Source organism: Burkholderia sp. CCA53, from assembly GCF_001685525.1.
Taxonomy (GTDB): domain Bacteria; phylum Pseudomonadota; class Gammaproteobacteria; order Burkholderiales; family Burkholderiaceae; genus Burkholderia; species Burkholderia multivorans.
Genome location: NZ_BDDJ01000001.1, coordinates 2090925 through 2111037, shown reverse-complemented (window position 1 = coordinate 2111037; position 20113 = coordinate 2090925). Strand labels below are relative to the sequence as shown.

At 67.4% G+C, this 20113-nt stretch carries 18 protein-coding genes; 7 read left to right on the top strand and 11 right to left on the bottom strand.

Annotated features, from left to right (window positions below; genetic code table 11):
- Nucleotides 1-48 precede the first annotated feature (48 nt).
- The 3 genes from BCR55_RS09825 to BCR55_RS09815 all read right to left on the bottom strand — a co-directional run bounded on the left by BCR55_RS09825 (nt 49) and on the right by BCR55_RS09815 (nt 5022).
- Complete coding sequence (locus BCR55_RS09825) at nt 49-462, bottom strand: gamma-butyrobetaine hydroxylase-like domain-containing protein (protein ID WP_006406572.1); 414 nt, start codon at nt 460-462, stop codon at nt 49-51.
- Nucleotides 459-902, bottom strand: a complete 444-nt coding sequence (locus tag BCR55_RS09820; protein ID WP_006406573.1) for an HIT family protein — start codon at nt 900-902, stop codon at nt 459-461. Before BCR55_RS09820 ends, BCR55_RS09825 begins: the two co-directional genes overlap by 4 nt.
- A gap of 85 nt (nt 903-987) precedes the next feature.
- Nucleotides 988-5022 carry a DUF3683 domain-containing protein gene (locus BCR55_RS09815; protein WP_006410500.1) on the bottom strand — a complete coding sequence of 1345 codons (4035 nt, stop codon included), beginning with the start codon at nt 5020-5022 and terminating at the stop codon, nt 988-990.
- Here BCR55_RS09815 and BCR55_RS33865 point away from each other — a divergent pair.
- The 3 genes from BCR55_RS33865 to queF all read left to right on the top strand — a co-directional run bounded on the left by BCR55_RS33865 (nt 5008) and on the right by queF (nt 8002).
- A complete protein-coding gene (locus BCR55_RS33865) occupies nt 5008-5505 on the top strand; it encodes a hypothetical protein (RefSeq protein ID WP_006398296.1) in 498 nt (165 codons plus the stop codon). The two genes, BCR55_RS09815 and BCR55_RS33865, sit on opposite strands and share 15 nt — an antisense overlap.
- Nucleotides 5506-5643: 138 nt before the next feature.
- Complete coding sequence (ilvA, locus tag BCR55_RS09810) at nt 5644-7167, top strand: threonine ammonia-lyase, biosynthetic (RefSeq protein ID WP_006398295.1); 1524 nt, start codon at nt 5644-5646, stop codon at nt 7165-7167.
- Between the two features lie 10 nt (nt 7168-7177).
- Complete coding sequence (gene queF, locus BCR55_RS09805) at nt 7178-8002, top strand: NADPH-dependent 7-cyano-7-deazaguanine reductase QueF (RefSeq protein WP_006406576.1); 825 nt, start codon at nt 7178-7180, stop codon at nt 8000-8002.
- Between the two features lie 96 nt (nt 8003-8098).
- On the opposite strand, the gene BCR55_RS09800 is transcribed toward queF, so the two are convergent.
- From BCR55_RS09800 to BCR55_RS09790, 3 genes are all read right to left on the bottom strand, one after another.
- Nucleotides 8099-8485 carry a RidA family protein gene (locus BCR55_RS09800; protein WP_006398293.1) on the bottom strand — a complete coding sequence of 129 codons (387 nt, stop codon included), beginning with the start codon at nt 8483-8485 and terminating at the stop codon, nt 8099-8101.
- Nucleotides 8486-8572: 87 nt separating this feature from the next.
- Nucleotides 8573-10054: an amidohydrolase family protein gene (locus tag BCR55_RS09795; protein WP_006410504.1), complete on the bottom strand. Its 1482-nt coding sequence runs from the start codon at nt 10052-10054 to the stop codon at nt 8573-8575.
- A gap of 2 nt (nt 10055-10056) precedes the next feature.
- Nucleotides 10057-10998, bottom strand: a complete 942-nt coding sequence (locus BCR55_RS09790; RefSeq protein ID WP_006398291.1) for a MurR/RpiR family transcriptional regulator — start codon at nt 10996-10998, stop codon at nt 10057-10059.
- A gap of 119 nt (nt 10999-11117) precedes the next feature.
- Between BCR55_RS09790 and BCR55_RS09785 the strand changes: the two genes are divergently transcribed.
- Both BCR55_RS09785 and BCR55_RS09780 read left to right on the top strand, forming a co-directional pair.
- On the top strand, nt 11118-12398 hold the full coding sequence (locus tag BCR55_RS09785) for an amino acid deaminase (protein WP_035948015.1): 1281 nt from the start codon (nt 11118-11120) through the stop codon (nt 12396-12398).
- A gap of 156 nt (nt 12399-12554) precedes the next feature.
- On the top strand, nt 12555-13136 hold the full coding sequence (locus BCR55_RS09780) for a DJ-1/PfpI family protein (protein WP_006398289.1): 582 nt from the start codon (nt 12555-12557) through the stop codon (nt 13134-13136).
- 124 nt (nt 13137-13260) lie between these two features.
- Here the strand turns inward: BCR55_RS09780 and BCR55_RS09775 are convergent, their stop codons facing one another.
- Together BCR55_RS09775 and BCR55_RS09770 are read right to left on the bottom strand one after the other, a co-directional pair.
- A complete protein-coding gene (locus tag BCR55_RS09775; protein ID WP_006406580.1) occupies nt 13261-13707 on the bottom strand; it encodes a MarR family winged helix-turn-helix transcriptional regulator in 447 nt (148 codons plus the stop codon).
- A gap of 27 nt (nt 13708-13734) precedes the next feature.
- Nucleotides 13735-15330 (bottom strand): MDR family MFS transporter, encoded by a 1596-nt coding sequence (locus BCR55_RS09770; protein WP_006406581.1) that lies wholly within the window; start codon nt 15328-15330, stop codon nt 13735-13737.
- A 107-nt stretch (nt 15331-15437) separates the two neighbouring features.
- On the opposite strand from BCR55_RS09770, the gene BCR55_RS09765 reads away from it, so the two are divergent.
- On the top strand, nt 15438-16283 hold the full coding sequence (locus BCR55_RS09765; protein ID WP_006398286.1) for an EcsC family protein: 846 nt from the start codon (nt 15438-15440) through the stop codon (nt 16281-16283).
- On the opposite strand, the gene BCR55_RS09760 is transcribed toward BCR55_RS09765, so the two are convergent.
- Together BCR55_RS09760 and BCR55_RS09755 are read right to left on the bottom strand one after the other, a co-directional pair.
- On the bottom strand, nt 16253-17221 hold the full coding sequence (locus BCR55_RS09760) for an alpha/beta hydrolase (protein WP_006398285.1): 969 nt from the start codon (nt 17219-17221) through the stop codon (nt 16253-16255). The genes BCR55_RS09765 and BCR55_RS09760 overlap by 31 nt on opposite strands.
- Nucleotides 17222-17310: 89 nt before the next feature.
- Nucleotides 17311-17745: a CHRD domain-containing protein gene (locus BCR55_RS09755; protein WP_006406584.1), complete on the bottom strand. Its 435-nt coding sequence runs from the start codon at nt 17743-17745 to the stop codon at nt 17311-17313.
- Between the two features lie 510 nt (nt 17746-18255).
- Here BCR55_RS09755 and BCR55_RS09750 point away from each other — a divergent pair.
- Entirely contained in the window at nt 18256-19257 is a 1002-nt protein-coding gene (locus BCR55_RS09750; RefSeq protein WP_065494498.1) for a hypothetical protein, read from the top strand.
- 21 nt (nt 19258-19278) lie between these two features.
- Here BCR55_RS09750 and BCR55_RS09745 read toward each other — a convergent pair whose 3' ends face one another.
- Nucleotides 19279-20052 (bottom strand): class II aldolase/adducin family protein, encoded by a 774-nt coding sequence (locus BCR55_RS09745; RefSeq protein WP_006406588.1) that lies wholly within the window; start codon nt 20050-20052, stop codon nt 19279-19281.
- Between the last annotated feature and the right edge of the window lie 61 nt (nt 20053-20113).

Here is a 20113-nt window from a genome sequence, read left to right as displayed (position 1 = left end):
TTGATCCTCAGTAAATGGCAAGACGGCGCCGAACGGGCGCCGTCGATTTCAGTGGCAGTGGCCGTGCGGCGCGCTCGCCGCCGGCATCGGCGCATCGCGATCGATGCCCGCCGCCTTCAGTTTGTCGAAATAGTCGCGCCACAGCGCATCCTGCTGCGTCGCCAGTTCGTACAGCAGATCCCAGGAATAGATGCCGGTCGAATGGCCGTCGGAGAAGGTCGGCTGCAGCGCGTAGTTGCCCACGCCCTCCAGCGCGGTGATCGTCACCTCGCGCTTGCCCGTCTGCAGCGTCTCCTGGCCGGGCCCGTGGCCGCGCACCTCGGCCGACGGCGAATAGACGCGCATCAACTCGAACGGGATCCGGTAGCTCTCTCCGTTCGGGTACTGCAATTCGAGCACACGCGACACCGCGTGTACGACGACGCCGGACGGAATCGGCGTCGTGGAAGTCAAACCGCTCATGGTTGCCTCGGATCGTTCGTTCGTTGGATTTCCTCGCGCACCGCATTGTGCAGCAGCGACGCCTGCGCCGCGCGCGTGCGCAGCAGCGCCTCGGACACGCTGCGCTGGCGCGGCGCCCAGACCGGCTGCGGATAGTGCGCGTCGTTCGAGAAGCGCGGGATCACGTGCCAGTGCACGTGCGGGACCATGTTGCCGAGGCTCGCGAGATTCACCTTGTTCGGCTGCATCACGCGGCGCACCGCGCGCTCGACCGCGTAGACCACGCGCATCAGATGTGCCCGCTCGTCGTCGCCGAGATCCGAGAACTCGGCGACGTGCGCGCCCCAGATCACCCGGCAGAAGCCCGGGTAGTCGTGCTCGCCCGTCGCGAGGACGACGCGCAGCCGCTCGTCCTGCCACAGCACTTCGCCGCCGTCTTCACGGCAAAACACGCATTCCATCGTCGCTCCCATGTGGGCGAACGCCGGCACGATCGTGCCGGCGCCCGCTCATCCCAAGCCCGGTCGGGCGGTCGTCATCCCCGCATTAGACCAGTACGCGCTCGATCCCGCCATTGTTCGCGCGTGCGACATAGTCGACCATCCAGTTCTCGCCGAGCACCTGGCGCGCGATCTCGACGACGATGTAATCGGCTTCGAGGTTTGCGTCCTCGCTGTAGCGCGACAGCCCCTGCAGGCAGGACGGGCAACTCGTCAGGATCTTCACGTCCGGGCCGTTCGCCGGCGCGGCGACGGCGGCCGCCGCCGGTTCCGCCGCGCTCGCGACGACCGGAATGCTGCGCAGCTTCGCGGCGCCCTTGCGGATTTCCTCTTCCTTGCGGAAGCGGACCTGCGTCGACACGTCGGGGCGCGTAACCGCCAGCGTGCCCGACTCGCCGCAGCAGCGGTCGTTCTTCTCGATCTTGTAGCCGTCCTTCTCCGAGCCCATCAGCTCGTTGACGAGCTTCACCGGGTCCATCGTCTTGATCGGCGTGTGGCACGGATCGTGGTACATGTAGCGCGTGCCCGTCACGCCGTCGAGCTTCATGCCCTTCTCGAGCAGGAACTCGTGGATGTCGATGATGCGGCAGCCCGGGAAGATCTTGTCGAATTCATAGCCTGCGAGCTGGTCGTAGCAGGTGCCGCACGACACGACCACCGTCTTGATGTCGAGGTAGTTCAGCGTGTTCGCGACGCGGTGGAACAGGACGCGGTTGTCGGTGACGATCTTCTCGGCCTTGTCGTACTGGCCCGCGCCGCGCTGCGGATAGCCGCAGCACAGGTAGCCCGGCGGCAGCACCGTCTGCACGCCGGCTTCCCACAGCATCGCCTGCGTCGCGAGACCGACCTGCGAGAACAGGCGCTCGGAGCCGCAGCCCGGGAAGTAGAACACCGCTTCCGAATCGACGGTCGTCGTCTTCGGGTTGCGGATGATCGGCACGATCTTGTTGTCTTCGATGTCGAGCAGTGCGCGCGCCGTCTTCTTCGGCAGGTTGCCCGGCATCTTCTTGTTGACGAAGTGGATCACCTGCTCGACCGCGGGCGGCTTGCCGGTCGTCGCGGGCGGATGCTGCGTCTGTTTCGTCACGACCTTCTTCAGCATGTCGTTCGCGAAGCGCTGCACCTTGTAGCCGACGCCCATCATCACGGTGCGCGCGGCGTTGATCGTCTGCGGATTCGTCGCGTTCAGGAAGAACATGCCCGCAGCCTGGCCCGGGTTGAACTTCTTCTTGCCCATCTTGCGCAGCAGATTGCGCATGTTCATCGTGACGTCGCCGAAGTCGATCTTCACCGGGCACGGCGTCGCGCACTTGTGGCAGACCGTGCAGTGATCGGCCACGTCGTTGAACTCGTCCCAGTGCTTGATCGAGACGCCGCGGCGCGTCTGCTCTTCGTACAGGAACGCCTCGACGAGCAGCGAGGTCGCGAGGATCTTGTTGCGCGGGCTGTACAGCAGGTTCGCGCGCGGCACGTGCGTCGCGCACACCGGCTTGCACTTGCCGCAGCGCAGGCAGTCCTTCACCGAATCGGCGATCGCGCCGATGTCCGACTGCTGCATGATCAGCGACTCGTAGCCCATCAGCCCGAAGCTCGGCGTATAGGCGTTGCGCAGATCGGCGCCGTCGAGCAGCTTGCCCTTGTTGAAGCGGCCGTTCGGATCGACGCGCTGCTTGTAGGCGCGGAATTCGGCGATCTCGTCGTCGGTCAGGAACTCGAGCTTCGTGATGCCGATGCCGTGCTCGCCGGAAATCACGCCGTCGAGCGAACGCGCGAGCGTCATGATGCGCGCGACCGCGGCGTGCGCGTCCTGCAGCATCTCGTAGTTGTCGGAGTTGACCGGGATGTTCGTGTGCACGTTGCCGTCGCCCGCGTGCATGTGCAGCGCGACGAACACGCGGCCGCGCAGCACGCGCTTGTGGATCGCCTGGGCCTCGTCGAGGATCGGCTTGAATGCGCCGCCGTTGAAGATCGCGCGCAGCTCCGCGCGGATCTCCTGCTTCCACGAGATGCGCACCGTGCGATCCTGCGTGACGTGGAACAGCGTCGCGCCCGGCTGTTCGTCCGCGCGATCCGCGAATTTCTCCGCGAGCGCTTCGTAGCCGAGCTGCACGAGATAGTGCTGCGCCTCGCGCAGCGGCTGGTCGAGCCGGTCGCGCACGAACTCCCAGCGCGCGCGCACGCGCCTGAGCAGCTCGAGCGCCTGCTGCACGCGGTCTTCCAGCAGCTCCGCGCTCGGGATCTCGTTCGCGTCGTCTGTCTTGCCGAGCGGCAAATTGCCGCCGCGGAAGAACGCTTCGAGCGCGTCGACGAGCTGCAGCTTGTTCTTCAGCGACAGCTCGATGTTGATCCGCTCGATGCCGTCGGTGTACTCGCCCATCCGGTTCAGCGGGATCACGACGTCTTCGTTGATCTTGAACGCGTTCGTGTGCTTCGCGATCGCGGCCGTGCGGCTGCGGTCGAGCCAGAAGCGCTTGCGCGCCTCCGCGCTGACCGCGACGAAGCCCTCGCCGCTCTTGCCGTTCGCCATCCGGATCACTTCGGACGTCGCGTGCGCGACTGCATCGGCATCGTCGCCGACGATGTCGCCGATCAGCACCATCTTCGGGAACGCGTTGCGCTTGCTCTTGGTCGCATAGCCGACCGCGCGCAGATAGCGTTCGTCGAGGTGTTCGAGGCCGGCGAGGATCGCGCCGCCCTGCTTCGACGTTTCGAACAGGTAATCCTTGATCTCGACGATGCTCGGGATCGCCTCGCGCGCCTGGCCGAAGAACTCGAGGCAGACGGTGCGCGTATGCGCGGGCATCTTGTGCAGCACCCAGCGCGCGGACGTGATGAGCCCGTCGCAGCCTTCCTTCTGCACGCCCGGCAGACCGGCGAGGAACTTGTCCGTCACGTCCTTGCCGAGCCCCTCCTTGCGGAAGCGGCGGCCTTCGATCTCGAGCATCTCGGTGCGCAGCAGCTTCTCGCCCGGCGCGTACGCGCCGTCGAACCACTTCAGCTCGAAGCGCGCGACCGCGATGTCGTGGATCTTGCCCTGGTTGTGCTCGAGACGCGTGACTTCGAGCCAGTTGCCGTCCGGGTCGACCATCCGCCACCACGCGAGGTTGTCGAGCGCGGTGCCCCACAGCACGGCCTTCTTGCCGCCCGCGTTCATCGCGACGTTGCCGCCGATGCACGATGCGTCGAGCGAGGTCGGATCGACGGCGAACACATAGCCGGCCGCCTCGGCTGCCTCGGTCACGCGGCGCGTGACGACGCCCGCACCGGAGAAGATCGTCGGCACCTTGTGCGGCACGCCCGGCAGCTCGGTGAGCTCGACCGCGCCGAGCTGCTCGAGCTTCTCGGTGTTGATCACCGCGGAAAACGGCGTGAGCGGCACCGCGCCGCCCGTATAGCCGGTGCCGCCGCCGCGCGGAATCACGGTCAGGCCGAGCTCAAAGCAGGCCTTCACGAGACCGGCGATTTCGGCTTCGGTGTCGGGCGTCAGCACGACGAACGGATATTCGACGCGCCAGTCGGTCGCGTCGGTCACGTGCGATACGCGCGAAAGCCCGTCGAAGCGGATGTTGTCCTTCTGCGTGCAGCGGCCGAGCGTCTTGGTCGCGCGGCGGCGCAGGTCGGCCATCTTGTCGAATTCGTCTGCAAATTCGTCGACGGCGCGCTGCGCGGCGGCTTCGAGCATCTCGACGCGCGCCGCCCGTTCGCGGCCCGCTTCGTCGTGATGCTCGGTCAGATCGGCGCGGCGGCGTTTGCCGATTTCGGTCAGACGGTGGTTCAGCGCCTCGATCAGCAGCGCGCGGCGCTTCGGATTGTCGAGCAGGTCGTCCTGCAGGTACGGGTTGCGGCGCACGACCCAGATGTCGCCGAGCACTTCGTAGAGCATGCGCGCCGAGCGGCCGGTGCGGCGTTCCGCGCGCAGCTCGTCGAGCACCGCCCACGCCTCTTCGCCGAGCAGGCGGATCACGATCTCGCGATCCGAGAACGACGTGTAGTTATAGGGAATCTCGCGCAGACGGGGCGCGGGGTCGGCGGCGACGGCGGCGGCCGCGCCATGCGGATCGAAAACTTGTGGTGCGTTCATGTTCGGACGACTCGGAGGGCCGATACACCGTGCACGGGCGTCGGCAAGCGCGTGGGCGCAATCTTGGGGAAATCTGTTCTATTGCCAGGCGCGCGACGATCTCGCTGCGGGCCGGAACGGGTCGGGACTCGCCGCCCCGGGCCGGCACCCTGCGTCGGACCGGTGCCCGCGCAGATGCGCGGTGCCGGATCGACCGGGCCTGGCGGCACTCGGAGCCATCAGCACGATCGCGCGCGGCGCGCATGCCGTTCCGCCGCGGGGCTGGCTGCGCGCGGCGTCGGCTTCAACGGGGCGATCCGAGGGTGCCTCTGCATCTTCCGATCCTTGATTCAAAACGGAATTCTAACCCATGATCGCGCGACGCGTGGCACGCCGGACAGCGCGTGGGGATATCGCGGCAACCCCCGCCGGACGTGGCTCGCCGCGATTTCGCACGCCCATTCGCCGCCCGGCCGGTCGGTAACCGCCCGGTTAAATCGGTAAAAACGACGGTCGGGCCGAAAAACCGCGCGGCCCACCCGCGCCGATCGGGCACGCCCGGCGCCGCGTTTGCGTGCAGGCGGACCCTTGGCGCTATCATTGACCCTTTACCGTCCGCTTCCGCACCGCACGCGAGCATCCATGGCCTCCCACGATTACCTGAAGAAAATCCTGACCGCGCGCGTCTACGACGTCGCGTTCGAGACCGAACTCGAACCGGCCCGCAACCTGTCCGCGCGACTGCGCAACCCCGTGTACCTGAAGCGCGAGGACAACCAGCCGGTGTTCTCGTTCAAGCTGCGCGGCGCATACAACAAGATGGCGCACATTCCCGCCGATGCGCTCGCGCGCGGCGTGATTACCGCATCGGCCGGCAATCACGCGCAGGGCGTCGCATTCTCGGCGGCCCGGATGGGCGTGAAGGCCGTGATCGTCGTGCCCGTCACGACGCCGCAGGTGAAGGTCGACGCGGTGCGCGCGCACGGCGGCCCGGGCGTCGAGGTGATCCAGGCCGGCGAATCGTACAGCGATGCGTACGCGCACGCGCTCAAGGTGCAGGAAGAACGCGGCCTCACGTTCGTGCACCCGTTCGACGATCCGTACGTGATCGCCGGTCAGGGCACGATCGCGATGGAGATCCTGCGCCAGCACCAGGGTCCGATCCACGCGATCTTCGTGCCGATCGGCGGCGGCGGGCTCGCGGCGGGCGTCGCCGCGTACGTGAAGGCCGTGCGTCCGGAGATCAAGGTGATCGGCGTGCAGGCCGAGGATTCGTGCGCGATGGCGCAGTCGCTGCAGGCCGGCAAGCGCGTCGAGCTCGCCGAGGTCGGCCTGTTCGCGGACGGCACCGCGGTGAAGCTCGTCGGCGAGGAAACTTTCCGGCTCTGCAAGGAATATCTCGACGGCGTCGTGACCGTCGATACCGACGCGCTCTGTGCGGCGATCAAGGACGTGTTCCAGGACACGCGCAGCGTGCTCGAGCCGTCGGGCGCGCTCGCGGTGGCCGGCGCGAAGCTGTATGCGGAACGCGAAGGCATCGAGAACCAGACGCTCGTCGCGGTCACGTCGGGCGCGAACATGAACTTCGACCGGATGCGCTTCGTCGCCGAACGCGCGGAGGTCGGCGAGGCGCGCGAGGCCGTGTTCGCCGTCACGATTCCCGAGGAGCGCGGCAGCTTCAAGCGCTTCTGCTCGCTCGTCGGCGACCGCAACGTGACCGAGTTCAACTACCGGATCGCCGATGCGCAGTCCGCGCACATCTTCGTCGGCGTGCAGATCCGTCGCCGCGGCGAATCGGCCGACATCGCCGCGAACTTCGAGTCGCACGGCTTCAAGACGGCCGACCTCACACACGACGAGCTGTCGAAGGAGCATATCCGCTACATGGTCGGCGGCCGCTCGCCGCTCGCGCTCGACGAGCGGCTGTTCCGCTTCGAATTTCCCGAACGGCCGGGCGCGCTGATGAAGTTCCTGTCGTCGATGGCGCCGGACTGGAACATCAGCCTGTTCCACTACCGCAACCAGGGCGCGGACTACAGCTCGATCCTCGTCGGGCTGCAGGTGCCGCAGGCCGATCATGCCGAGTTCGAACGCTTCCTCGCGGCGCTCGGCTATCCGTATGTCGAAGAGAGCGCCAATCCGGCGTATCGCCTCTTCCTGTCGTAAAGGCACTGCCATGAATCCCGAACATTCCCCGCTCGGCAAAGCGACCGTCTACGCATCGCAGTACGACGCGTCGCTGCTGTTTCCGATCCCGCGTGCGGGCGCGCGCGAGCAGATCGGCATTACGTCCGCGCTGCCGTTCTTCGGCACCGACATCTGGAACGCATACGAACTGTCGTGGCTGAACGCGCGCGGCAAGCCGCAGGTCGCGGTCGCGACGTTCTACGTGCCGGCCGAATCGCCGAACATCGTCGAGTCGAAATCGTTCAAGCTCTATCTCGGCTCGTTCGCGCAGTCGAAGTTCGACTCCGTGGACGCGGTGCGCGACGTGCTCAAGCGCGACGTGTCGGCCGCGTGCGGCGCGAGCGTGTCGGTGCAGCTCGTGTCGCCGCACGACTTCGGCAAGCTCGAGATGGACGAGCTCGACGGCTTGTCGCTCGACCGGCTCGATCTCGATGCCGACGTGTACGAACCCGATCCGTCGCTGCTGTCGGCGGCGGAGGACGAAGCGCCGGTCGAAGAGACGCTCGTGTCGGATCTGCTGAAGTCGAACTGCCCGGTCACCGGCCAGCCGGACTGGGGCAGCGTACAGATTCACTACGTCGGGCCGCAGATCGACCACGCGGGGCTGCTGCGCTACATCATCTCGTTTCGCAATCACACGGGCTTTCACGAGCAGTGCGTCGAGCGGATCTTTCTCGACATCATGCATCGCTGCAAGCCGGTGAAGCTGGCCGTGTATGCGCGGTATACGCGCCGCGGCGGGCTCGACATCAATCCGTTCCGGACCAACTACAACCAGCCGATGCCGGACAACGCGCGCACGGCGCGGCAGTAAGGGCCGGTGAAGGGCCAAACGAAACAGCCCGGTCGAATCGACCGGGCTGTTTTCATTTCACCGCGACAAATTTCACTGCGACAACCGCCCGCCGCCTTACTTCGCCGGCGCCTTGTACGCGATGCAGTCGACCTCGACCTTGCAATCGATGACCATGCTCGACTGCACGCACGCGCGTGCCGGCGGATGCTCGCCGAAGTACGAGATGAATACCTTGTTGAACGACGCGAAATCGCGCGCGTCGTCGAGCCACACGCCGCAGCGCACGACGTGCTCGAGGCCGTAGCCGGCTTCCTTCAGGATCGCGATCATGTTCTCGATCGCCTGCTTCGACTGCGTGACGATCCCGCCTTCGACGACTTCGCCGTTCACCATCGGCGTCTGGCCCGACACGTACAGCCAGCCGTCGGCCTCGACCGCGCGCGCGAACGGCATCACCTGACCGCCCGTCCCCTTCGCCTCGCCTACGCCATATCGCTTCATCGTTTCACTCCTGTTTCAGTTCCGTTTCGGTTGCAAATGCGCGCGCCGCGAACGGCGCGCGTGAAATGACAGCCACCGGCGCCGCGCTCAGAACGCGGCATCCGCGCTCGCCTGCGCGCGTTCTCCGCGCGCGACGAAGCCGCCCGCGCGTTCGCCGGTCGGCCGGCCGTTTTCATAGGTCAGCACGCCATTCACCCAGACCGCGTCGATCCCGTGCGCGGGCTGTTGCGGCTTGTCGAACGTCGCGGCGTCGATCACGCGCGCCGGATCGAACAGCACGAGATCCGCGTGGTAGCCGACGTGCACCTCGCCGCGACGCGCAAGCCCGAAGCGGCGCGCGGACAGCGACGTCATCTTGCGGATCGCCTCCTCGAGCGGCAGCAGGTTCGTGTCGCGCACGTAATGGCCGAGCACGCGCGGGAACGCGCCCCACAGCCGCGGATGCGGCAGCGGATCGTTCGGCAGCCCGTCCGAGCCGACCATCGTCGCCGGATGCGAGAGGATCCGGCGCACGTCGTCTTCGGACATGTTGTGGTACACGGCGCCCGCCGGGCGGATCCGCTGCGCGGCCTCCTGCTCGGTGACGCCCCAATCGGCAGCAATCGCCTTCAGCAGCTTGCCCGCGACTTCCGGATGCGGCTCCGACCACGTGATCGTGATGTCGATGTCGCCCGTCACCTGCTTCAGGTCGAGCGTCGACGAGCTGCGGCTGTACGGATAGCAGTCGCAGCCGACCGGCTGATAGCGGCGCGCGCCTTCGAGCGACGCGAGCACTTCGGTGCTGCGCCCCCAGTTCGACGGGCCCGCGCATTTCAGATGCGAGATCACGACCGGCACGCGTGCATGGCGGCCGACCTGGTAGGCCTCGTCCATCGCGTCGAGGATCGCGTCGAACTCGGTGCGCATGTGCGTCGTGTACAGCGCGCCCGCATTCGCGAGCGGCTCGGCGAGCGCCATCACTTCCTCGGTCGGGGCCGCGAACGCGGAGCCGTACGCGAGGCCCGACGACAATCCGAGCGCGCCGTTCGCGAGCGCTTCCTCGAGCTGCGTGCGCATCGCGGCAATCTCGGTGTCGGTCGCCGCGCGATCGAGGCGGTCCATCTGGTTGTTGCGCAGCGCCGTATGCCCGATCAGCGCCGCGACGTTCACCGCCGGCCGTGCATCGTTGACGGCCGCGACATAATCGGCGAAGGTCGGATAGCGAAACGCGTCGCGATCGCCGAGCAGGTTCATCGGATCGGGCGGCTCGCCCGCGAGCGTCACCGGCGACGCGCTGATCCCGCAGTTGCCGACGATCACGGTCGTCACGCCCTGCGAAATCTTCGGCAGCATCTCCGGCGCGCGAATCACGTGCGTGTCGTCGTGCGTGTGAACGTCGACGAAGCCCGGCGCGAGCGCACGGCCGTTCGCATCGACGACGGTTTCCGCGAGCCAGTTCGACAGGTTGCCGATCGCCGCGATCATGCCGTTGCGGATCGCGACGTCGCGCGTGACGGGCGGCGCGCCGGTCCCGTCGTACAGTTGCGCGCCGACGATCAGCGTATCGGCGGCTTCGGGATGCGAATGCATGGTCAGTCTCCTACCGGTTGACGGTCGCCGCCGCCGCGATGCGCGTCGAGCGCATGCTTGATACGGCGCAGCGATTCCCGGCCCGCATCGCCGAGCCGCAGCGCGACCCCCGTCACGAGCACGTCGATCGCCATCATCATCGCGTAGCGCGACGTCGACGGCTTGTAAATGAAATCGGTCTCGAAGGCGACGACCGGAATCAGGTGGTCGGCCAGCTTCGCGAGCGGCGACGCGGGCGCGGTGATCGCAATCAGTGTCGCGCCGTAGCGTTTCGCGAGCCGGCAGTTCTCGAGCAGCTCGGGCACGCGGCCGCTCACCGACAGCGCGACGACGACCGCGTCGCGCGACAACGTGGCCGACACCATCCGCTGCAGCAGGCTGTCCTGATACGTCGCGACCGGCCGCCCGAAACGCACGAGCCGAAAGCGCAGCTCGTCGGCCAGCGCGGTCGAGCCGCCGCCCTGCCCGTAGACGTAGATCATCTTCGCGCCGACGAGCCGGTCGGCCGCGGCGTCGAACGACGCGTTGCGCAGCAACTGGTGGTTGTGCGCGAGCGCGACGCGGATCTCGTCGTAGACGACCGTCGCCGGGTTCGCGTCTTCTTCGGCTGGCACCTGCTCGGCAGGTACGAGAAAGCGCCGGCCGACGGCTGCCGCCTGCGCGACGAGCAGCTTCAGTTCGCGCACGTCGCGACAGCCGACCGCCTTCGCGAAGCGCGTGACCGTCGCGACGCTCACGCCGGTGTCGCGCGCAAGCGCGCCGATGCTCGCATGCGCGGCGCGCGCGAGATCGGCGAGGATGAATTCGGCGACCTTGCGCTCGGCATCGCGCAGCTCGGGCGCGCATTCGGCAATGCGCGCGACGATGTCGAGGACGGGCTGCGCGACCGACGCCGATTCCGGCGTGGCCGCGCGCGACGCGGAACGGACAGCGCGCGTATTCATCTGCGGAAACGGGGATAAGGGTTCATGTTACTAAATAACATCACCGCGCCGATGCTACTTTCTGTACCATCTGACTGTCAACTTCAGTGCAATGCATAGTGATGATGGAGCCGGATGACATGAAAGTTACAAACTATCAGGAACCGACGATCGATCCTTTCGGCAAGGGCCTCGGCAACCTGCCGGGCGCGAGCGTGCCGCTCGACGAGGCCGGCCGCCTCGAATGGAATCTGCTTGCGGAAGACATCAGCCTGCCGGCCGCGGTGCTGTACGAGGAGCGCATCGAGCACAACCTGAACTGGATGCAGGCGTTTGTCCAGCAGTATGGCGTGCAGTTCGCGCCGCACGGCAAGACGACGATGGCGCCGCAACTGTTCCGTCGCCAGCTCGCCGCCGGCGCATGGGGCATCACGCTCGCGACCGCGCACCAGACGCAGGCCGCCTATCACGGCGGCGTGCGCCGCGTGCTGCTCGCCAACCAGCTGGTCGGCCGCCAGAACATGACGATCATCGCGGCGCTGTTGTCCGACCCCGACTTCGAATTCTTCTGCTGCGTCGATTCGGCCGACAACGTCGATCAGCTCGGCCGCTTCTTCGGCGCCGCGAACAAGTCGCTGAACGTGCTGCTCGAGCTCGGCGTGCCGGGCGGCCGCACCGGCGTACGCGATGCCGCGCAGCGCAAGGCCGTGCTCGACGCGCTCGCGCGCTATCCCGATACGTTGAAGCTCGCCGGCATCGAACTGTACGAAGGCGTGCTGAAGGAGGAAGGCGAGATCCGCGCGTTCCTGCAGGGCGCGGTCGCGCTGACGCGCGAGCTCGCGGCCGCCGGCCGCTTCGCGCGCACGCCGGCGATCCTGTCCGGCGCGGGCTCGGCGTGGTACGACGTGGTCGCCGAGGAATTCGCGAAGGCCTCCGACGCAGGCTTCGCGGAAGTCGTGCTGCGGCCCGGCTGCTACCTCACGCACGACGTCGGCATCTACAAGAAGGCGCAGACGGACGTGTTCGCGCGCAACCCGATCGCGCGCAAGATGGGCGAAGGGCTGCTTCCCGCGCTGCAGCTGTGGGCATACGTGCAGTCGGTGCCGGAGCCCGACCGCGCGATCGTCGCGCTCGGCAAGCGCGACGCCGCGTTCGACGCGGGGCTGCCCGAGCCGGCGCGCCACTTCCGCCCTGGCCGCGACAGCGCACCGCGCGACGTCGCCGCGAGCGAAGGCTGGGCCGTCACGGGCATGATGGATCAGCACGCCTACCTGCAGATTCCGCCCGGCGCGGACGTGAAGGTCGGCGACATGGTCGCGTTCGACATCTCGCACCCGTGTCTGACCTTCGACAAGTGGCGTCAGCTGCTCGTCCTCGATCCGCAATTCCGCGTGACGGGCGTGATCGAAACGTTCTTCTGACGTACCGCGCGATGCGCCCCGCCGCGATGCGGGGCGTACCGACGCGCGCCCCCTTGTCACGCGCGCGTCGAGCTGCCGGAGTACACTGCGCTTTCGCCCTCGCGGCCGCTTGCGGCCGCTTGAGCGCGCCTCGACGTTTCTTCAATGGAGAAAGCCATGGCAGCGAAGAAGATCCTGTTCCTGACCGGCGATTTCGCCGAAGACTACGAAACGATGGTGCCGTTCCAGGCGCTGCAGGCGGTCGGCCATCACGTCGACGCCGTATGCCCGGGCAAGCGCGCCGGCGACAAGGTCAAGACCGCGATCCACGATTTCGAGGGCGACCAGACCTACACCGAGAAGCCCGGCCATCAGTTCACGCTGAATGCGACGTTCGACGACGTCGACGCGTCGCGCTACGACGCGCTCGCGATCGCGGGCGGCCGCGCGCCGGAATACCTGCGCCTCGATCCGAACGTGATTGCGCTCGTGCGCGCCTTCGCCGAAGCCGGCAAGCCGATCGCCGCGATCTGTCACGCCGCGCAGCTGCTGGCGGCCGCCGACGTGATTCGCGGCAAGCGCATCTCGGCCTATCCGGCCTGCGCGCCCGAGGTCAAGCTCGCCGGCGGCGAATATGCGGACATTCCGGTCGATGCGGCGGTCACCGACGCGCCGTTCGTCACCGCACCCGCATGGCCCGCGCATCCGGCCTGGCTGTCGCAGTTCCTCGCGCTGCTGGGCACGCGCATCGAGCTGTAAGCGGTCGCGCAAACCGATAGATCCGAGGAAATAAAGCGCCGCCGGCGGCGGCGCGCGACGAGTTGCCGGCGTGGCGTGCCGGCCCGTCGACCGTAGCGGCAACGTCGCCGCCGCACGCGCGCGTTCAGCGCTCCACGACCGTCGAGCCGACGTCCGCGATCTTCGACTCGAGCATGGCCAGCGCACCCGACAGCGCATTGAGCACGTCGTCCGGCACCTGCGCCATCGTCCGCTCGAGAAACGCCTTGCGGCGCGGCAGGCACGCGTCGAATGCCGCGCGGCCGGCCTCGGTCAGCGTCACGTTCGTCACGCGGTTGTCGCGCGCGTCGGCTTCGCGCTCGATCCAGCCGAGCGCATCGAGCGACTTCAGCTGACGCGTCAGCGCGCCCGGATCGATGCGCAGCACTTCGACGAGCCGCTTCTGCGACGAATGGCCGCCCATCGTGTGCAGCGCGACCATGATCCGCCAGCGCGGCATCGGCTGCCCGACGTGCGTTTCGAATGCGGTCATGAACGCGCGATACGTGCGTCCGAATTGCTGCAAGATCGCGACGCGGTCCTGTTCTTCCATGCGCTGAATTCGTTTCCGGTCAATCGGTCAATCGGCCGCGACATGCGGCTCGATCTTGCGCCGCAACGCGATGGGCGGCACGCGGCGGCACTGCCACACCGAATACACGGCGACGACGGCCGCCATCGCGACGCCCAGATGAATCGCACCGACGAGCGATTCGCGGGCCGCTTCCAGCAGCAGCGCGCCATTATGCCCGGCGCGCGTCAGTTCCGCGACCAGCCCGCCCTGCGCGGCGCGATCGATCAGGATCTGCGGATCGGCGAGCCGCGCATGCCACTGCAGCGCGTGATCGGCGGCGAGCGCATCGTGCACGCCGCTCGAATACATCTGGTTGACGAGCGTGCCTGTCAGCGCCGTACCGATCATCCCGCCGACCATGCGCAGCGACTGCAGCAGCGCGGTCGCGATCCCGAGATGCTGGCGGCCGGCCGTCTGCTGCGCGAATACAGTGAGGTTCGGCAGCACGAAACCGAGGCCGATGCCGCCGGCCACCATCAGCGCCATCAGCACCCACGTCGGCGTGGTGTGCGTCGAGACGACGATGCCCGCGCACGCGATCGCGAACAGCACGAAGCCGACGTGCAGCATCGCGTTCGGCTGGCGGATGCGCGTGACGACGCGCCCGTTCATGATGCTGCCGATCGTGATGAACACGACGAGGGGCGTGATCACGAGCCCCGCCTCCTTCGGCGACATCCCGAAGCCGCCCTGGAACAGCAGCGGCGCGTAGAACAGCAGCGAGAACATCGCGAAACCCGCGAGGATGGCGAGCACGAACAGCGCCGACAACGCACGGTTCGCGAACATGTCGAACGGCAAAATCGGCTGCGCGCAGCGCTTTTCCCAATGCCACAGGCCTACACCGGCCGCGACCGCGACGACGAGCAGCAGCGTCGCCCAGCTCGCGATTCCGTATTTCGGCAGCCATTCGACGAACAGCTGCAGCGCGCCGAGCGACGCCGCGATCAGCAGTGCGCCGGGCCAGTCGAGCCGCATCTTGCTCTCGTGCTCGACCTGGCGCAGATGCGGCAGGTAGCGCCACACGAAGACCAGCGACAGCAGACCGACCGGCAGATTCACGTAGAAGACCGAGCGCCAGCCGAAGGTCTGCGTCAGCACGCCGCCGAGCGACGGCCCGACCGCGTTCGCGATCCCGAATGCGGAGCTCATCAGCACCTGCCAGCGCAGCCGCACGACGGAATCGGGAAACAAGTCCGGAATGCACGCGAACGCGGTGCCGACCAGCATCCCGCCGCCGATGCCCTGCAGCCCGCGCGCGAGCACGAGGTAGAGCATGTCGTTGGCCATGCCGCACAGCACGGAGGCGCCGGTGAACACGACGATCGACGCGATGACGAACGGCTTGCGGCCGTAGTAGTCGCCGAGGCGGCCGAAGATCGGCACGGTGATCACGGAACTGAGCAGATACGAGGTGGCGACCCACGCATAGAGGTCGAACCCTCTGAGTTCGGCGACGATGGTCGGCAGCGCGGTACCGACGACCGTCTGGTCGAGTGCGACCAGCATCGTGACGAACGAGATTCCGATCATCGCCAGCAGCGACTCGCGAAACGGCAGGACTTGCCCGCTCGAATGGTGGGCGGCAGTATGGACGGCCATTTTTTGTTGGCGCAACGTTTGACGGGTCAAACAATCTCGAAATTGTAGCACGCAGGAGTACCCTAGGCCGACGACGGTCGCCTTTCCGCCGGCCGCCAAGGAGAATGATGGAACCGATTTCAATCACGCCCGACGCGGCGCCGCTCTCACCGCAGGATCGCGACGCGCTGCGGCGCGCGAAACAGGTGCTGGAAAGCCCGTCGCTGACGATGAAGCTGACCGGCGTGCTCGGCGCGCCGGTCGAGAAGATGATCGCCAAATTGCCGGATTTCGCGACCGGCAAGATCAACGACGCGACGCAGCTCGCGCTGCGCAAATGTCTGAACATCGCGCTGCGCACGCTCGGCAAGCCGCCGGCGCCGGACGCCGAGCCCGACAAGCCGAGCAACCTGCTGCACAAGCTCGCGGTCGCGACGACGGGCGCGGCGGGCGGCGCGTTCGGCTTCCTCGCGCTGCCGGTCGAACTGCCGGTGACGACCACGCTGATCTTCCGCTCGGTGTGCGACATTGCGCGCAGCGAGGGCGAGGATCTGACGTCCGTCGATACGCAGCTGCAGTGCCTCGCGGTGCTCGGGATGGGCGGCAATCCGGACAAGGATGCCGAAGACGCCGATCTCGGCTACTTCGTGCTGCGCGGCGCGCTCGCACAGGCGATCTCGAAGGCGTCGCAGGACATCGCGACGAAGGGGCTCGCCGCGCATAGCTCGGCGGCGGTGTTCAAGCTCGTGCAGGCCGTCGCGTCGCGCTTCTCGGTCCAGGTGACCGAGCAGATGGCGGCGAAATCGGTGCCGGCGATCGGCGCGGTGCTCGGCGCGACCGTCAACACGCTGTTCATCGATCACTTCCAGCAGATGGCGCACGGCCACTTCACCGTGCGCCGGCTCGAACGCAAGTACGGGACCGAGGCCGTGCAGGCCGCCTATCAGGCGATCGACGGCTCGCCGACGCGCTGAACCGCGCGCTCGACCGCCACGCGGCGCAGGAACGCGGCCGCGCGATCGAGCGCGTCGCGCGACTCCGGCAACATCGGCGTGTACAGCTGCCACACGTGCGGCATGCCGGGCCAGATCTCGATCTCGACCGGCACGCCGGCGGCCCTCGCCTTGTCGGCGACGCGACGCGAGTCGTCGAGCAGCACCTCGGTACTGCCGACCTGGATGTAGAGCGGCGGCAAGCCCGAGAAATCCGCGTAGAGCGGCGATGCGTACGGGTGCGTCGCGGGCGTGTCGCCGAGATAGAGCTTCGCGGCCTTCGGCAGCGCCGCACCGGCGAACATCGGGTCGATGCCGTCGTGCGTGCGCAGCGTGTCGCCGCTGCCCGCGAGATCGGTCCACGGCGAAAACAGGATCGCGCCGGCCGGCAGCGGTTCACCTGCGTCGCGCAGCGCGACGAGCGTCGCGAGCGCGAGGCCGCCGCCGGCCGAATCGCCGCCGAGCACGATCGACTCGGGCCGCGTGCCGAGCGCAACCAGCCGACGGTATGCGGCGAGCGCATCGTCGAGCGCGGCCGGAAAGCGATTCTCGGGCGCGAGCCGATAGTCGAGCGAGAACGAACGCACGCGCGCCCGCTTCGTCAGCCCGAACACGAGCGCGCGATGCGTCTTCGTCGAACAGAAGTAATAACCGCCGCCATGGAAGTACAGCAGCGTCGGCCCCGTCGCGCGACCGGCCGGCACGTCGGTGCGCTCGAGCCATTCGCCGCGCAGCGGCGCATCGCCGGCGCCGTAGCATTCGCGCAGCCGATAGCCGGACGGCGCACGGCGCGGCACGATCGTCCGCATCCGCAGATCGGTGAAGCGCCGCGCGCGGGCCGGGTCGAGCACCGGCCGCAGCGTCTCGGGACGGAACTGCCAGCGCAACAGCCAGCACGCCACTCTGCTTTGCCAACTCATCAGACACACTCCGCAATCGTAGTGTGACGATGGTACGTGCGATCGTTCGCGCGTCGCTGGACAGGAGGCTCTATATCAAACGGCGGCGTTCAGTTCGCCGGCAGCATCTGCCCGCGGATCTCGCCCGACGGATGCGCGCTCGTATGAACGTTGAAATACCATTTGCCGCCCATCAGGTCGGTGACCTGCGCGTCGGTGAGCTCGGCCGAACCCTTGATCGGGCTCGCAAGCGCGTCCTTCGGAATCGGCACTTGCACGCCCGCGTTCTGCCCGACCGGCGCCGGCCCATGAAAGTGGGCGGCCGTCGCGGGGCCCGTGAGGTTCGCGTAGGTGACCGTCCAGCGCAGCGTATGGGACACCGTGTCGTAGCGCGCGTCGACCGTGCCCGAGCCGTGGCTCGTCGTCGGCGGCACCTCGCTCGACGGCTGGAGATTGGCGGACAGACGCACCGTTTCGGCAGCCGCGCCGCCGGCGACGAACGCGCCCGCGAGTAACGCGACCTGGAGCAAACGCAGCTTCGGCATGGAACCTCCTCGAACGACGTTGCGCACCGCGCGGCCGCGGCGCTTCGTGATGGTAGTCGATTGCCGACGATTCGGCAGCCGCCTCTACGCGACGCGGCGCGAGCCTGCCGCAACGAGGAACAGACCTTTGCAGCGCCGCACCTGAATCCGCATGCGGCCTTTCGCTACACTTCGTTCCACAGTTGCTTGTTTCCTTCGTCCGAAGGAGTCTGCGAGTATTCACGCGGCCGCCCGGCCGCGTTTTTTTTTTCGTCGTCGCGTCGCCGCGCGGACGTCTGCGAAGCGAGCCGCTTCATGCGACCTGAAACGTATGCCGAATCGCACGGCGCACGCCGCGTGCACGGCCGCCGTACCAAAGACCGGAACGATACTGTGCGCGCGCTCGCAGACGATCGTTGTCACGATCGGTAATAGGCTGTTGTGCAAAGCCGCGTCGACATGCGGCGCGTCGCGCGGGACAATGTCGCGTTGTCGTCGTGACCTGAAAGAACCGTGCCGGCCCGCCTCCCGATGTCCCTCCCGCACCGATCTGTCCGTGTCCGCCCGATGCTGGCAGGCCTCTGTTCCGTCGCCGCGCTCTACGGCGCGCCTGCCGATGCGCAGGAATTCTCGCTGTTCGCCGGCTCGCTATGGGGTGCCGGCAACCGCTCGTACGCGTGGGCGTTCGATTATCAGGAAGGACTGAGCCCGCATACAGCGCTCGGCTTCACGTGGTACAACGAAGGCCACATTCCGGACCATCACCGCGACGGCCAGGCGATCCAGTTCTGGGGCCGCGTGCCGCTCGATGAGCGGCGCTTCGTGGTGTCCGCCGGCGTCGGTCCCTATCGCTACTTCGATACCGTGCCGGCCGCCGCCGGACGCGGCTACTCGAACTCGCACGGCTGGGGCGTGCTGATGAGCGTGCGCGCCGCGTACTACACGTCGCATCGCTGGATTGCGCAGCTTCAGCTCAATCGTGCGCAGGTGTTCAGCGGCCCCGACACGACGTCGGTGATGTTCGGCGTCGGCTATCAGCTCGATGCGCCCGACACCCCGGGTCCGCGCGACACCGCGCTACCGCGCACGCGCAAGGTTACGAACAACGAGATCACCGCAATGCTCGGCGAAACGATCCTGAACAGCCGGTCTTCGCCGTCGTCGCTCGGCGGCAGTCTCGAATACCGGCGCGGCCTCACGCGCACGGTCGACTGGACCGCGACGTGGATGTACGAAGGCGCGAAGCAGGCGGTCCGCCGCAACGGGATCGCATCGCAACTGTGGCTCACGCGCGCGTTTCTGAACGACAAGGTCACGCTGGCGGCCGGCGCGGGCGCGTACTTCACCGTCAACCAGCGCAATCGCGACGGCCAGCCGGGGCCCGGCGACGGCCGGCTGTCCGGAATCGTGTCGATCTCCGCGAGCTACCGCCTGTCGGACCGCTGGCTCACGCGCCTGACCTGGAACCGCGTGGTCACGCGCTACAACCGCGACACCGACGTGATTCAGGCCGGTCTCGGCTACCGGTTCTAAGCGCCGCGGCGCAGCACGCGCCTACGCGCGGTAGCCGGGATCGATCCGGTCGACGATGCGCTGCAGCGCGTCGAACGCATCCTGCCCCGCACCGTGCCTGGGATCGAAGTTCAGCGAGTCGCGCACGCAGGCTTCGAGCACCGGCGGCGCGATCGGCAGCGCGTCGCCGATTGCATGCGTCGCGATCTGCACCTCGCACGCGCGGTTGAGCAGCCACATCAGCGAGAACGTCTGCGCGAGCGTCGCGCCGATCGTCACGGGGCCATGATTGCGCAGCAGCAGCACCGGCCGCCCGCCCGCGCTCTCGACGATCCGGCGCCCCTCGTCGAGACGCACGGTGATCCCTTCGAAGTCGTGATACGCGATCTTTCCGTACAGCTGCGCCGAATAGAAATTGGAGAACGACAGGCCGTCGCGCGAGCAGCACACGGCCATCGTCGGCGTCGTATGCACGTGCATCACGCAATGCGCGTCGGGCAGCGCCGCATGGATCGCCGCGTGGAATGTGAAGCCGGCCGGATTGATCGGCCAGTCGGAATGCCCGATCACGTTGCCGTCGATGTCGACCTTCACGAGATTCGACGCGCAGACCTCACGGTAATGGAGTCCGAACGGATTGATCAGGAAGTGGCCGTCCTCGCCCGGCACGCGCAGCGAGATATGGTTGTAGATCAGCTCGGTCCAGCCGAGATGATCGAAGATCCGGTAAGCGGCCGCGAGCTGCACGCGCGCTTGCCATTCGGCTTCGGAGAAACGGGCGGGACGCGTAAACGGCTGGTTCGGTACACGTTGCATGGGGAGCTCCGGTTGCGTGCGCGAGCGCCGCGCGTTCGGCTTCGCGGCGGCTGAACGAGGC